General features: G+C 66.7%; 13 protein-coding genes and 1 other RNA gene. 7 read left to right on the forward strand and 7 right to left on the reverse strand.

Annotation, left to right across the window (positions count from 1 at the left end; translation table 11 throughout):
• Nucleotides 1–57: 57 nt before the first annotated feature.
• The 6 genes from RIC11_RS12895 to icd form a co-directional block, all read right to left on the reverse strand.
• Complete coding sequence (locus RIC11_RS12895; protein ID WP_350211869.1) at nt 58–1,101, reverse strand: hypothetical protein; 1,044 nt, start codon at nt 1,099–1,101, stop codon at nt 58–60.
• An 822-nt stretch (nt 1,102–1,923) separates the two neighbouring features.
• On the reverse strand, nt 1,924–2,274 hold the full coding sequence (locus RIC11_RS12900) for a DUF5615 family PIN-like protein (RefSeq protein ID WP_350211871.1): 351 nt from the start codon (nt 2,272–2,274) through the stop codon (nt 1,924–1,926).
• A 47-nt stretch (nt 2,275–2,321) separates the two neighbouring features.
• A complete protein-coding gene (locus RIC11_RS12905) occupies nt 2,322–2,603 on the reverse strand; it encodes a DUF433 domain-containing protein (protein ID WP_350211873.1) in 282 nt (93 codons plus the stop codon).
• Nucleotides 2,604–2,788: 185 nt separating this feature from the next.
• Nucleotides 2,789–3,022 carry a type II toxin-antitoxin system HicB family antitoxin gene (locus RIC11_RS12910; protein ID WP_350211875.1) on the reverse strand — a complete coding sequence of 78 codons (234 nt, stop codon included), beginning with the start codon at nt 3,020–3,022 and terminating at the stop codon, nt 2,789–2,791.
• Nucleotides 3,019–3,228 carry a type II toxin-antitoxin system HicA family toxin gene (locus tag RIC11_RS12915; protein ID WP_350211877.1) on the reverse strand — a complete coding sequence of 70 codons (210 nt, stop codon included), beginning with the start codon at nt 3,226–3,228 and terminating at the stop codon, nt 3,019–3,021. Before RIC11_RS12915 ends, RIC11_RS12910 begins: the two co-directional genes overlap by 4 nt.
• 101 nt (nt 3,229–3,329) lie before the next feature.
• A complete protein-coding gene (gene icd, locus RIC11_RS12920; protein ID WP_350211879.1) occupies nt 3,330–4,628 on the reverse strand; it encodes an NADP-dependent isocitrate dehydrogenase in 1,299 nt (432 codons plus the stop codon).
• A 370-nt stretch (nt 4,629–4,998) separates the two neighbouring features.
• On the opposite strand from icd, the gene RIC11_RS12925 reads away from it, so the two are divergent.
• Together RIC11_RS12925 and RIC11_RS12930 are read left to right on the forward strand one after the other, a co-directional pair.
• Nucleotides 4,999–5,931, forward strand: a complete 933-nt coding sequence (locus RIC11_RS12925) for a sugar phosphate isomerase/epimerase family protein (protein WP_350211881.1) — start codon at nt 4,999–5,001, stop codon at nt 5,929–5,931.
• Between the two features lie 390 nt (nt 5,932–6,321).
• Complete coding sequence (locus tag RIC11_RS12930) at nt 6,322–6,906, forward strand: hypothetical protein (protein WP_350211883.1); 585 nt, start codon at nt 6,322–6,324, stop codon at nt 6,904–6,906.
• Nucleotides 6,907–7,173: 267 nt separating this feature from the next.
• On the opposite strand, the gene rnpB is transcribed toward RIC11_RS12930, so the two are convergent.
• Nucleotides 7,174–7,651, reverse strand: an RNA gene (gene rnpB / locus RIC11_RS12935) — RNase P RNA component class A.
• Between the two features lie 226 nt (nt 7,652–7,877).
• Between rnpB and RIC11_RS12940 the strand changes: the two genes are divergently transcribed.
• The 5 genes from RIC11_RS12940 (at nt 7,878) to ahr (ending at nt 12,125) form a co-directional block, all read left to right on the forward strand.
• Nucleotides 7,878–9,005, forward strand: coding sequence for a serine hydrolase domain-containing protein (locus RIC11_RS12940; protein ID WP_350211885.1), 1,128 nt, complete (start codon nt 7,878–7,880; stop codon nt 9,003–9,005).
• A 119-nt stretch (nt 9,006–9,124) separates the two neighbouring features.
• Nucleotides 9,125–9,937, forward strand: a complete 813-nt coding sequence (locus RIC11_RS12945; RefSeq protein ID WP_350211886.1) for a glycerophosphodiester phosphodiesterase — start codon at nt 9,125–9,127, stop codon at nt 9,935–9,937.
• Nucleotides 9,938–9,991: 54 nt separating this feature from the next.
• Nucleotides 9,992–10,705, forward strand: a complete 714-nt coding sequence (locus RIC11_RS12950; RefSeq protein ID WP_350211888.1) for a ZIP family metal transporter — start codon at nt 9,992–9,994, stop codon at nt 10,703–10,705.
• A 42-nt stretch (nt 10,706–10,747) separates the two neighbouring features.
• Nucleotides 10,748–11,011 (forward strand): hypothetical protein, encoded by a 264-nt coding sequence (locus RIC11_RS12955; RefSeq protein ID WP_350211890.1) that lies wholly within the window; start codon nt 10,748–10,750, stop codon nt 11,009–11,011.
• A 112-nt stretch (nt 11,012–11,123) separates the two neighbouring features.
• A complete protein-coding gene (ahr, locus tag RIC11_RS12960; protein WP_350211892.1) occupies nt 11,124–12,125 on the forward strand; it encodes an NADPH-dependent aldehyde reductase Ahr in 1,002 nt (333 codons plus the stop codon).
• Nucleotides 12,126–12,314 lie beyond the last annotated feature (189 nt).

The following is a 12,314-nucleotide window of genomic DNA, read 5'->3' on the forward strand; positions in this document are numbered from 1 at the left end:
CATGCCCACCTCCGAAGGAGATGGGCATGGCGTCCGGCGACTTCAAGGGACTTCGGATTAAGACGTGCGTCCGGTGCAGCGCACACCGGTTGATGCGGGGTAGAGACAACTTGCGTCACGAAGAATCAGTTTGTCAACACCTTCGACGTTTGCAATATCCAGAATGCCTTCGAACTGCAACTCAGCGCAGCCGTGGGTGGGCATGTACTCACGCAATTCTATATTTACGCCATCCGACGTCTTAATTTCGGTTGCGAGAAGATATTCATCGCCCTTGCAACCGGGTTCGCCTTCCGCCCCTTGGTTGAGCTTTGCCGTACCAGTGGGTTGCGGTGTTATCCTGGTGGGATGCCGAACTGTGTATAGTAGGCGCTGGCCTTTCAGTTGGTGAAGTAAGCCACGGTTCTCGCCGTTCTGAAGAAGGGCCGCGGGATCAATCAAGAGCGGCGCCCACGAGTGAGATATTATGTATTGGTTGTCTCTTATCAGCGCAAAGAACTCTCCAGCCTTCCATAGTTCGAAGTATTTGTGGTAGACCAGCCGGTTCGAACTCCCGGCGATCTTTCTTACGTGGTTGCTCGTGATGGCGCGATCGCCGTCCGTCAGGGGGAAAGACAGAGCTCCCACAAGTTCAGAACCACGGTCTGGCCAGTGGCGGTGGAATACACCAATCCCGCAACGGTCGTATGGAGTTGTGTTCTTTCTCGCAAGGTCGGCATAATAGCTACCGCGACTGTCTCCGCCCCCTTCTAGGCTGTAATGCGCGTCGGCGAGGCTAAGCGGGTCGCCGGGCTTTATCACGTCGTGGCTTATCGGGAAGATCGAATCCTCGATCAAACTAATCGGCGGGTGTGTTTTGTTGCCTGGAGCAGGCGGCGTGTCGCCATCGATGGCCGTCGTGTCAGCTTTCCCCGGCGGTTCGGCCGGAGTGTCCGCTGATCTAGTGAAGATGGAAACAAATGCGGCGCCGCCGCACCACGCAAGTGCGCCACCAAAAACCAGCATCACCAATCCAGCAACGGCGCAAAATACAGGATGCCAATCAGACCAAGTCTGTGGGCTGAAGTACTTTTGCAACAAATCGAACTCAAGGAACTTCATTCGGTTCGAATGGGTATTTATGTTCCGTGGCGCCCGGCTCGAAACCAATCGGCATTGTAGCCCAGCGAGGGCAACCGACTTTCATCCCCAGCTGCAGGGAACTCAGGTTGTGAAGCTGGCTCTAGTTCTCAAGCTGACCCAGACGGCCTAGCGGCACCACACCTTTGGAGGTAACTTGGACAACCTCACAATCCTCTCGGTAAGCAGCAGTGGGCCTCAAGATCAAGTCCCGCGCATACACCTGCCTGCCGGACAGAGGGCTCAGGATTTGATAATAGTCTCTAATCTCTAGGCGAGAATCTTCTGCGGCCGCTCGCACTTCAATGAGGTGCAGCCGAGCCCAGGGCGGGTGCGGCTTCGGTGTCACTAATAGATACTCTTCTCCGCCGTGCGAGACAACCGAAACTTCCACTGTCTTTCCGCTGGTGAGGCGGAACTCCGACATAGCGTTCACCCGAGTGATAGCCCATATGGCAAGGAACAAGAGGGCCCCAATTACAACGACAACGGACACTCGTGGCAGCTTGGCAGTCACGCGACTCATGACTCTTCTTGGATTCAACATCGGAGTCTGTAGTCTGTAGGTCAGGCTGTGCCTGACGAGGTTCGGGCGACGTATGCCGGTTCCCCCGCAAACGCGTGTCAGGCACAGCCTTGCCTACGGCGGGGCGGAGCCGGTGGCGCGTGCTCGTCGCCCGCGGAATCTACCCGAAAACGCCAAACGCCGCGAATCGGGCGAAAGGCCCTGTCGCGGCGTCGGCGTGGGTTGGTCGCTCCCTAACGGTCGCGGCTCGGGCGCTCAACTGGCTGCTTCGCTGGTCTCTAGCGGAGTGGAAGGTAGAGCACGCGCCCGTCGACGTCGGCTTCTTCGCAAGCGGATAGCACGAGGTTCAATTCGTCGACCAGTGGGCCAATCCCGAGGCTCAGTTGGTGAGCGAAAAGAATCCCGCGGAAGGGCTTTCGGTCGCTCTGCCAGCGGGCGGCGATCCTCAGCAGGTCGTCGTCTTGGGTGAAGAGGACGCGGCCGAGTGCGTTCGCGCGGGCCAGCAGGTCGTCGTCGGCGAGCCGGTCCGCGCCGTCGGCTTGCGCCGTGAGAACATCGTGGCCGAGCCGCCGCAGCCCTTCGGACACAGCGGCCGGGACGTGGACGTCCATCATCTCGGCGAGGGCCACGGCGAATCCTCTGCGCGAGAGTCGCTCGGGCCCCCGCGCGAGAGCAACTAGGCTCGGGAGAGCGCTTGCCCGGCGCGGGAGGCTTCCGCCGCCGCGGCCGAGGCTCGCAGCGTGGCGAGGATCGGATCGCGGTGGTCGTAGAAGTAAGCCAGCGCAGAGTACACCTGCTCGGGCCTCAGGTCCGGGTGTTGCCGCAGCAGCTCTTCGGCGGTCCACCCGTGCTGGTAGTGCTCGGCCGCCAAGTGGGCGACCTTGTACCGCGTGCCGGCGATCCGCGTTTCGCCCGGCGTGGTCGCGGTCAGGTGGGGATAAGCGGTCGTTGATGGCATGGGCTCGCACCGTGTCGGTCTAGACTCACGCAAAGTATAGCCGGCGGCAATCGCCACGGGGGCAAGCCGGTAAGCCCCGGGGAACGACCCAGAAAACGCCAAACGCCGCGAACAGGGGGGGAGGCCCTGTCGCGGCGTCGGCGTGGGTTGGTCGCTCGCTGAGGCGTCGCGGCTCGGCGGGGGCGTCAGCTTGCGGTTGTCGGCTCCCAGCGCTCGCTGTCTTCGACGAACTCGACATCGGCGGCGATGACCAGTTCTAGCTGCACGTCGGTCTCTTCCCACGCCAGAGCGATGGCGTCGCGCACCATGTAGACGAGCTCGTCGAGAGTTCGTCCTTGGGTGGAGATGCCGCGGCGGTCGAGCACGGTTCCGACGTACCAGCCGTCTTCTTGCTCAACGCGTACGTGATAGAGCTTCATGTGATCTCTCGCTCGAAATCGGACCAATCCGCGCCGGCGTCGGCCGCGATCCCGCGGGCCGTGCCGCGCTTGATCTCGTTGTGTCGCGGAACCGCGATACGATCGTCTTGGGCGTTCGCAAAGATTGTATGCTTGCCGCCCTCGCGGATCACGTCGAACCCGAGTTTCTTGAGCGCTTTCAAGATCTTGCGGCGTTGGTAACTCATCGCGGCGTTGGCGTGGGTTGGTCGCTCCCTGACGGTCGCGGCTCGGCGGACGAGTTCCCCCGTCCCCCGTCCCTAGTCCCTAGTCCCTAGTTCCTAGTTCCTCACCCCATCTTCTCCACGATCGCCTCGCCGAACTCGCTGCACTTCAGCAGCGTCGCGCCGTCCATCAGGCGCTCGAAGTCGTAGGTGACGGTCTTGGCGGCGATCGCTCCGTTGAGGCCCTTGATGATGAGGTCGGCCGCTTCGTTCCAGCCCAGGTGGCGGAGCATCATCTCGCCCGACAGGATCACGCTGCCCGGGTTCACCTTGTCTTGGTCGGCGTACTTCGGCGCGGTGCCGTGGGTGGCCTCGAAGATCGCGTGGCCGGTCACGTAGTTGATGTTGCCGCCCGGCGCGATGCCGATGCCGCCCACGCACGCGGCGAGCGCGTCGGAGATATAGTCGCCGTTGAGGTTCAGCGTGGCCAGCACGCTGTACTCGGCCGGGCGCAGGAGGATCTGCTGGAGCATCGCGTCGGCGATGACGTCCTTGATGACGATGTCGGTCTTCGCGCCGTGCTTGCCCTTTTTGATGATTTGCCAGGGGCCGCCGTCGAGCGGCTCGGCGTCGAATGCGTCCGCCGCCAGCTCGTAGCCCCAGTCCCTAAAGGCGCCCTCGGTGAACTTCATGATGTTCCCCTTGTGCACCAGGGTCACGCTGTCGCGCTCGTTGGCGATCGCGTACTCGATCGCCGCGTGCACCAGGCGCTGGGTGCCCTGCTTGCTGACGGGCTTGATGCCCACGCCGCACTGGAGGCTGGCGTCGGAGCCGTGGCCGAGTTGCTCTTTCCACGCGGAGGTCTTGTCGATCGTGCCGAAGCGGATCTTCTCGAAGCTCTTGGGGAACTCCTTGGCGAGGAAGTCGAGCACCTTCTTGGCGTCGTCGGTGCCGGCGGCGAACTCGACGCCCGCGTAGATGTCCTCGGAGTTCTCTCGGAAGATGACCATGTCGGTCAGCTCCGGCTGCTTGACCGGCGAGGGCACGCCCTCGAAGTACTGCACCGGGCGGAGGCAGACGTACAGGTCGAGGATCTGGCGGAGGGCCACGTTGAGCGAGCGGATGCCGCCGCCGACGGGGGTGGTGAGGGGGCCCTTGATGCCCACGAGGTACTCGCGGAACGCGTCGAGGGTGGCCTCGGGGAGCCACTCGCCGGTCTCGTTGTAGGCCTTCTCGCCGGCGAGGACCTCTTTCCAAGCGATGCTCTTGCCGCCGCCGTAGGCCTTCTCGACGGCCGCGTCGAGCACGCGCCGGCTGGCGCGCCAGATGTCGGGCCCGGTGCCGTCGCCCTCGATGAACGGCACGATCGGCGCGTCGGGCACGACGAGCTGGCCGTCTTGCATCGTGATTCGGGTGGCGGACATGGGGGGCGCTCCTGCGTCGCTAGGCTGTAGGCGGGAGGCGGTAGGCGGGAGGGCTCGCGCCGGGAGCGGGATTGTCCGCCAGCGCGCCCTTTGGCCGTGGGGCCTCGATGAGTGGTTTGTTGGGAGGGTGGATTCTCGGTAGGGGGGTCGGGGGGGTCAACGGGTTGGTAGAGGGACGAGGGACGGGGGACGGGGGACGGGGGAAGCGGGAGGCGGGAGGCGGGAGGCGGGCGCCGTTGATTCCCCACTCGCAACTCGCAACTCCCCACTCCGCCGCTCCTTCCCGATTGCACGCGGGCGGCTGGCGGGCGACGATAGGGGGTCCTCTCTTTGGTTCTCTTCCGCTGCCGCCTGTTGTGAGGTTGTTGCTATGCCCGCCCGAGACTTGCCGCGCCGTCGATTCCTGCAGACCGCCGCCGCCGGGGCGGCCCTGGCCGCCGCGCCCGGGGGGGTGTGGGGGGCCGAGAAGAAGGTCGTGCCGTTCCGGATCTCGCTGGCGGAGTGGTCGCTGCACCGGAGCCTGGGCCGCGATGGCGAGGACAACCTGCGGTTCCCGCGGATCGCCAAAGAGGAGTTTGGCATCGACGCGGTCGAGTACGTGAACCAGTTCTTCAAGGACAAGGCGACCGATTCGGCTTACCTGGCCGAGCTCAACCAGCGGTGCGACGACCTGGGCGTGCGGAGCCTGCTGATCATGGTCGACGGCGAGGGCGCCCTGGGCGACGCCGACGAGGGCCAGCGGAAGCAGGCGGTCGAGAACCACAAGAAGTGGCTCGAGGCGGCCCGCACGCTGGGCTGCCACTCGATCCGCGTCAACGCCCAGTCGAGCGGGAGCTACGCGGAGCAGCTCGCGCTGGCGGCCGACGGGCTGGGGCGGCTGGGCGAGGTCGCCGACCAGTACGGCCTCAGCGTGCTGGTCGAGAACCACGGCGGCCTGAGCAGCAACGGCGCGTGGCTGGCCGGCGTGATGCGACGGGTCGGGCGGCCGAACGTGGGCACGCTGCCGGACTTCGGCAACTTCTGCATCAGTGGCCGCGGCACGCCCGACGCGGTCTGGTACGACCGCTACCAAGGGATGAAGGACCTGATGCCGTTCGCGAAGGCCGTGTCGGCCAAGAGCCACAACTTCAACGAAGCCGGCGAGGAGACCGATTCGGACTACGCGCGGATCATGAAGATCGTGCTCAACGCGGGCTACTCGGGCTACGTCGGGATCGAGTGGGAGGGGGACGAGCCGAGCGAGTACGAGGGGGTCCGGCTGACCAAGCAGCTTCTGGAGCGGGTCCGCGACCAGATGGGATGAGCGGGGTTGCTAGCGGTCGGGCCCAGCGGGGCCAACCGCGGAATCTATCCCGACCCGCACGCGTTCATCGAGCCCGGCAGGCCGTTCGGCCCGCCGGGCTTTTTTCTGCCTTTCGCCAGAAACCCGGGCTTTTCGCTCAAGTCCGGCGGCGGAAAAGGCACTGGACACCCTCCGAGGTGGGAAAAGTGGCCGTGCTCAGCTTTTGGGCGCCGCGGGCGTGCCCGTCGATTGGGCAGGGGGTGACGAGATATAGGCAGTTGGCCGCGATCGCTGTAAATGCTGGCGCCATCACGGGCTGAGGTGGGGCGTTTGCTGGCTAGGGAGAATGCCAGCGTTACGTGGGGCTGGAGTTGGCCCCGCTCCCCGCACGACTGGACGGAGACGGACCCCGTGCTGACCTCCCCTGCTACAGAGAACGCCGCTACGAACCACCAAGCCCCCGCTCAAACGACCGCTCCAAAGCCTGAGTACCAGCAATTGCTGCAGGTGGCCGAGCGGCTCTACCAGCAGTCGCCCGACTGGGTGACCTTCTTCCGCGAGGTGATGGGTATCGACGGCATCGTCCGTCGCACGTTCCCCAACTTCGACGACCTGACCGAGTTCGAGCGTTCGCCCGAGTTCGCCCAGATCCAGAAGATGCTGGTGAAGCTGCGTGAGAGCAAAGCGACCGCCGACAGCGACAGCGAGCCGACCCGGGTGATCACGGTCCGCTTGCCCAAGAGCATGCACGAGTACCTGCGGACCGAGGCCCACGACCTGCGGACCAGCATGAACAAGCTGTGCATCAGCAAGCTGCTGCAGATGATCGAGCAGGACCTGATCCCGGCCGACCAGACGGCCCTGCCGAAGCGCCGCGCGGCCTCGCCGGCGCCGCAGCCGCAGCAGCCGCCGCAAGGCTCGCCCTCGCTGACCGGCGCGCCGGCCCCGGGCCACCACCACGGCAACGGCCAGTCGCCGCTGGGCGGAGGGTTCTGAGTAAAGGCTGGAGGCTGGAGGCTGGAGGCTGCAGACCGGAGGACGCGGGGCGCCTCGCAAGCGAGTCGCCGGCTTGACTCTGGCTGTGCGTGCACCTCGGGCTCCGAGCCTATAGCTGTCAACGAGCCGCCTCGGCCTGGACGGGCCGGGGCGGCTTTTTCGATTGCGGAGTTCGGATTGCGGATTGCGGAATACCCGCGGCACAAGCTCCGCTTGCGCTTCATTCCGCAATCCGCAATCCGCAATCCGAAATCCGCAATCCAAAATCCCCCGAGAGGACCTGTAAGCCGGGTTCTGTTCCGAGCCTTTCGGCTCGGCGGCGACCATTCCTCTAGGGCGACGGTTGCCCGCCGCCTCGAGCGGCCCACCCGAGGGTCGTAGCGAGCCGGAACCAGCTCTGCCCTCTGTTTGGCCTTGCGTCGGGTGGGGTTTACCTAGCCGAGCGAGTCACCCCGCCCGCTGGTGCGCTCTTACCGCACCGTTTCACCCTTGCCTGTGGGGTGAGGAGGGATGAGGGAAGCGGGAACAGGGAAGAGGGAAGTCGCACGGCGAAGCCGTCTCTGCTTTTCCCTCGCCCCTCTTCCCTCGTCCCTCAACCCTCCTCACCCCCATCGGCGGTTTGCTTTCTGTTGCACTTGCCCTAGCCTCGCGGCCGGTGGGCGTTACCCACCACCCTGTCCATCGACGCCCGGACTTTCCTCCCGCGGCGGATCGCTCCGACGCCGGCGGCCGCCCGGTCCTCTCGGGGGAGGTTGCACTCTACCAGATCGCCGCGTGGCTCGCCGCGGCGGCGCGGTATCCTATGACCGCGGAAGAAGTGAGTGGTCAGTGGGCAGTGGTCAGTGGGCAGTGGTCAGTGGTCAGTGGTCAGTGGTCAGTGGTCAGTGGCCAGTTTTTGCTCGATGACCGTTTCTTGCTTCGATCGTGCGATAGGTGGCATCCGTGGTCTTAACAGGAGCTGGCATAGGAAGATGACACGCCTGATGTCCGCCATCGCGACCTTCTTTTTGATCGCCGGCGGAGCCGCGGGCGACGAATCGCTCGACGCGGCGATCCAGAGGGTCGTCGACAAGGCGGTCGCCGACTCCGGCGCGCCCGGCATGGTCGCGGCCATCGGCGACTCGAGCGGCGCGATCGCCACCGGCGCGGCCGGCGTCCGCAAGGCGGGCGACAAAACGGCGCTCGCCGCCGGCGACAAGATGCACCTCGGCTCGTGCACCAAAGCGATGACCGCGACGCTCCTCGGCCTGCTCGTCGACGAGGGCAAGCTCGCCTGGGACAGCAAGCTGGTCGACGCCGCGCCCGAGTTGAAGCCGCGGGTCCACGACGACTATCACGATGTCACGCTGTGGCAGCTCGTCACGCACCGGGCGGGCTTCCCGGCCAACGCCAACTGGTGGGGCAAGCAGAGCCTGCCGATGCACGAGCGGCGCGTCGCGCTCGTCGGCGAGGCGCTCGCCGCCGCGCCGACCGAGCCGATCGGCGAGCACCACTACTCGAACGTCGGCTACACGGCGGCCGGCGTGATGGCCGAGGCCATCACCGGCAAGACCTGGGAAGAGCTGATGCGCGAGCGGCTGTTCGAGCCCCTCGAGATGTCCTCTGCCGGCTTCGGCCCGCCGGGCGCGGCCGGCAAGGTCGATCAGCCGTGGGGCCACCGCAAGGGCTGGCTCGGCTTCGGCGGCTGGACCCCCGACCAAACGGACAACGCCCCGGCGCTCGGCCCGGCGGGCACGGTCCACTGCTCGATCGAGGACTGGGCCAAGTTCCTGGCGCTTCACCTCGGCCAAGGGCCGGACCCGACGCTCAAGCCTGAGACCCTCGCCAAGCTGCACACGCCCGAGGAGGGTGATGAGGCTCAGTACGCGGGCGGGTGGCTGTTGCAAGAGCGAGCCTGGGGCGAGGGCGAGGTGTTGTGGCACAACGGCAGCAACACGCTGTGGTACGCGCTGGTGTGGATCGCGCCGAACACCGACCGCAGCTACATGGTCGTGACCAATTCGGCCGACGGCGGCTCGCATTCGGTCTGCGACGGCGTGATCGCCGAGATGATCCGCCTCGACCGCGCGGCCGGCGACAGCCCCCCGGCGAGCGAGTGACTTCGCGCCTGCCGCCCCGCTCGCCATGGCCGTCCTGTCACGCGGCGCGGCGGGCCGTTAGCCTCTCACAGAGCGCGGGACCCGCCCGCACCGCTACTGCAACTCTTCACGACCTCGGCATGCACCCTTTCTTCCTCGGCTGGTTCCTCTGCCTGATGGGCGCAACGCTCGGCCACGCGCAGCACCTGATCGCCCACCGCGGCGCGTCGCACGATGCGCCGGAGAACACACTGGCCGCGTTCAGCTTGGCTTGGGAGCAGGGGGCCGACGGCGTCGAGGGCGACTTCCACCTCACGGCCGACGGCCACATCGTCTGCCTGCACGACAAGGACACAGAGCGCACCGCCGGCGAGAAGCTGGTGGTCGCCGACAGCACCCTCGCCGAGCTCCGCCGCCTGGAGTACGGCGGCTGGAAGGGCCAGCGGTGGCGCGGCGAGCCGATCCCGACGCTGGGCGAAGTCATCGCGACCGTGCCGCCCGGCAAGCTGTTCTTCATCGAGATCAAGTGCGGGCCCGAGATCGTCGGTCCGCTCGCCGATTGCCTGGCGGAGTCCGGCTTGGCAGACGAGCAGCTCAGCATCATCTCGTTCGACCGCGACGTGATCGCCGCGTGCCGCGAGCGCCTGCCGGGCCTCGCCACGCAGTGGCTCACGGGCTGGCGCGAAGAGGCCGGCCGCTGGACGCCCGACGCGGCCAGCGTGATCAACACGCTCCGCGGCTGCGGCGCCGACGGGCTCGGCTGCAACGCGAAACCGCGGGTGTTCGACGCGGAGTTCGTCGCCGCGCTGGCCGACGCGGGCTACCCGCGGTTCGGCGTGTGGACGGTCGACGACCCGCCGACCGCGCGTCACTACCAGCGGCTCGGCGCGGCGGCGATCACGACCAACCGCCCCGGCTGGCTCCGCCCCCAGCTCGACGCGGCGCGCGATTAGCAGCGGCGTCCTGCAGCACGTCTGCCGCCGCGAGCGAACGAGAGGACAGGAGTCATGGGCGAAGCCGCGACCGTCGCTCTGCTGACCCTCGCGGCCGGCGCGATGATGGTCACCGGGGCCGCGCTGGCCCACGTTCGACTGTTCGGCGACAAGCCGTGGCGCGCCGACTTCCGCCACGGCGTGGTCGCGTTCGGCGGCGGCGCGTTGTTGGCGGCCGTCGCGCTGGTGCTCGCGCCGGAGGGGAGCCGCGAGCTGCCGATCTGGGGCGTCGTGCTGTCGATGTCCGGCGGCGGTGTGGCGTTCATGCTGTTATCGCGGTGGCTCGACAAGAGCCAGCGGCCGGCCGGGCAGCTGGCCGCGATGCTCGCCGATTTCCTGCCCGAGGCGCTCGCGCTCGGCGCGGCGTTCGCGCGGGGCGACTCGTCCGGGCCGTTGCTCGCTTTGTTGATCGGCCTTCAGAACCTGCCCGAGGGCTTCAACGCGTACCGTGAAATGGTCGCCGAGGGGCCGATGTCCGCGAAGCTGGTGCTGTGGTCGTTCGCCGCGATGGCGTTGCTCGGCCCGGCGGCCGGCCTTACCGGCCTGTGGCTGTTGTCGGACATGCGACAAACAGTCGCCGTGATCATGCTGGTCGCCGCCAGCGGAATCCTCTACCTCACGTTCGAAGACATCGCCCCCGGCGTGCCCCTGAAGAACGACTGGATCCCGCCGCTGGGAGCGGTGGCCGGGTTCCTGTTCGGATTGATCGGGCACATGGTGATCGGGTGATCCGGTGAGGACACAACACGCGGCCGGCCGGCGGGTGACCCAATGAGCAAGAACACCTGCGCCGGTTGCGGAGCGAAACTGCGTGTCGATGGCCGATTGGTCAGCCGGTCGTACGCGACGGGCGCCGCGCACCAAGCCGGGCAGCCAACTAAGGGCGAATGGCTCTTGGTCTGTGCGGAGTGCGAGCGGCGGCGGAGCAGCACGACCCGCGTGCTGATGATCACGTTGGCGGCGCTCTTCGGCGCGCTCGCGGCGGCCGGTTTGGTCGGGAAGCTTGCGTCTTGGATCGCCGATCCCGGGCCGTAAGTCACAACGGCGGATAGTTGACCACCGCGGTCTGCCCCCTTACAGACAACCAGCAGGCCGCGCGGCCCGGTCGCCACGCGCCGGCTGTTCATTCCTTCCCCGAGGGAGCGCCATGATCCGTGCCTACGCCGCCCAGTCGCCCGAGTCGCCGATCGAACCGATCGAGTACGACCCGGGCCCGCTGGGGCGCGACGAGGTGGAGGTCGCCGTCGAGTTCTGCGGCATCTGCCACAGCGACCTGAGCATGCAGAAGAACGAATGGGGGATGACCCAGTACCCGTTCGTGGGGGGCCACGAGATCGCCGGCCGGGTGGTCGCGGTGGGCGAGGGGGTGCAGAGCGTCGCCGAGGGCCAGCTGGTGGGCGTGGGGTGGACGGCCGCTTCGTGCCTGGCGTGCGATCAGTGCTTGTCGGGCTACCAAAACCGCTGCGCGTCGGCCAAAGGGACGATCGTCGGCCGACACGGCGGCTTCGCCGACCGGGTGCGCGCGCAAGCCGCTTGGACGCTGCCGATCCCCGACGGGGTAGAGGCCGCCGACTGCGGGCCGCTGTTCTGCGGCGGCCTGACGGTGTTCGCCCCCCTGTACGAAAACAACATCCGGCCGACCGACCGGGTGGCGGTCGTGGGGATCGGCGGGCTGGGGCACATGGCGCTGCAGTTCGCCAAGGCTTGGGGCTGCGAGGTCACCGCGTTCTCGACCTCGCCCGACAAGGAAGAGGAAGCGCGCGAGATGGGCGCGCACCACTTCCTCAACTCGCGCGACGCGGCCGCCCTCGAGAAGGCGGCCGGCTCGTTCGACATGGTGCTGGTCACGGTCAACGCGCCGCTCGACTGGGACGCGTACATCGCCACGCTCCGCCCCGGCGGCAAGCTGCACCTGGTCGGCGCCGCAGAGAAGGTGACCGCCACGGTGTTCCCGCTGATCATGGGCGAGAGGTCGATCGGCGGCTCGCCGACGGGGAGCATCGTGCGGGCCGCGCAGATGCTCGACTTCGCCGCGCGCCACGGAGTGAAGCCGCTCACGGAGCGCTACGCGATGAGCGACATCAACGCGGCGATGGAGCGGCTAGAGAGCGGGGCGGCGCGGTACCGGGTGGTGTTGGAGAATGCGTGAGTCGAGTTTTAGACAAAGCGCGGTCGGTGTCAGGCACAGCGCAAACAATTGGGCTGACGTGCCGGGGGATCGCCTAGCGTTAGATACTGTCGAACGGCCTGGCTCAAATTGAGCGAGTGGGACCTTCGTTCAACGTTTGAAGTGTCTGATAAGTTCCACTAGGCCGTAAGAAAACGCGGCAAGTGCAAA

Source organism: Botrimarina sp., from assembly GCF_040219535.1.
GTDB lineage: Bacteria > Planctomycetota > Planctomycetia > Pirellulales > Lacipirellulaceae > Botrimarina.

Excerpts from the sequence above, each read along its gene's own strand:
- RIC11_RS12895 (WP_350211869.1), bottom strand. The coding sequence starts at position 1,101 with ATGAAGTTCCTTGAGTTCGATTTGTTGCAAAAGTACTTCAGCCCACAG.
- RIC11_RS12905 (WP_350211873.1), bottom strand. The coding sequence starts at position 2,603 with ATGCCATCAACGACCGCTTATCCCCACCTGACCGCGACCACGCCGGGC.
- RIC11_RS12910 (WP_350211875.1), bottom strand. The coding sequence starts at position 3,022 with ATGAAGCTCTATCACGTACGCGTTGAGCAAGAAGACGGCTGGTACGTC.
- RIC11_RS12915 (WP_350211877.1), bottom strand. The coding sequence starts at position 3,228 with ATGAGTTACCAACGCCGCAAGATCTTGAAAGCGCTCAAGAAACTCGGG.
- icd (WP_350211879.1), bottom strand. The coding sequence starts at position 4,628 with ATGTCCGCCACCCGAATCACGATGCAAGACGGCCAGCTCGTCGTGCCC.
- RIC11_RS12925 (WP_350211881.1), top strand. The coding sequence starts at position 4,999 with ATGCCCGCCCGAGACTTGCCGCGCCGTCGATTCCTGCAGACCGCCGCC.
- RIC11_RS12940 (WP_350211885.1), top strand. The coding sequence starts at position 7,878 with ATGACACGCCTGATGTCCGCCATCGCGACCTTCTTTTTGATCGCCGGC.
- RIC11_RS12945 (WP_350211886.1), top strand. The coding sequence starts at position 9,125 with ATGCACCCTTTCTTCCTCGGCTGGTTCCTCTGCCTGATGGGCGCAACG.
- RIC11_RS12950 (WP_350211888.1), top strand. The coding sequence starts at position 9,992 with ATGGGCGAAGCCGCGACCGTCGCTCTGCTGACCCTCGCGGCCGGCGCG.
- RIC11_RS12955 (WP_350211890.1), top strand. The coding sequence starts at position 10,748 with ATGAGCAAGAACACCTGCGCCGGTTGCGGAGCGAAACTGCGTGTCGAT.
- ahr (WP_350211892.1), top strand. The coding sequence starts at position 11,124 with ATGATCCGTGCCTACGCCGCCCAGTCGCCCGAGTCGCCGATCGAACCG.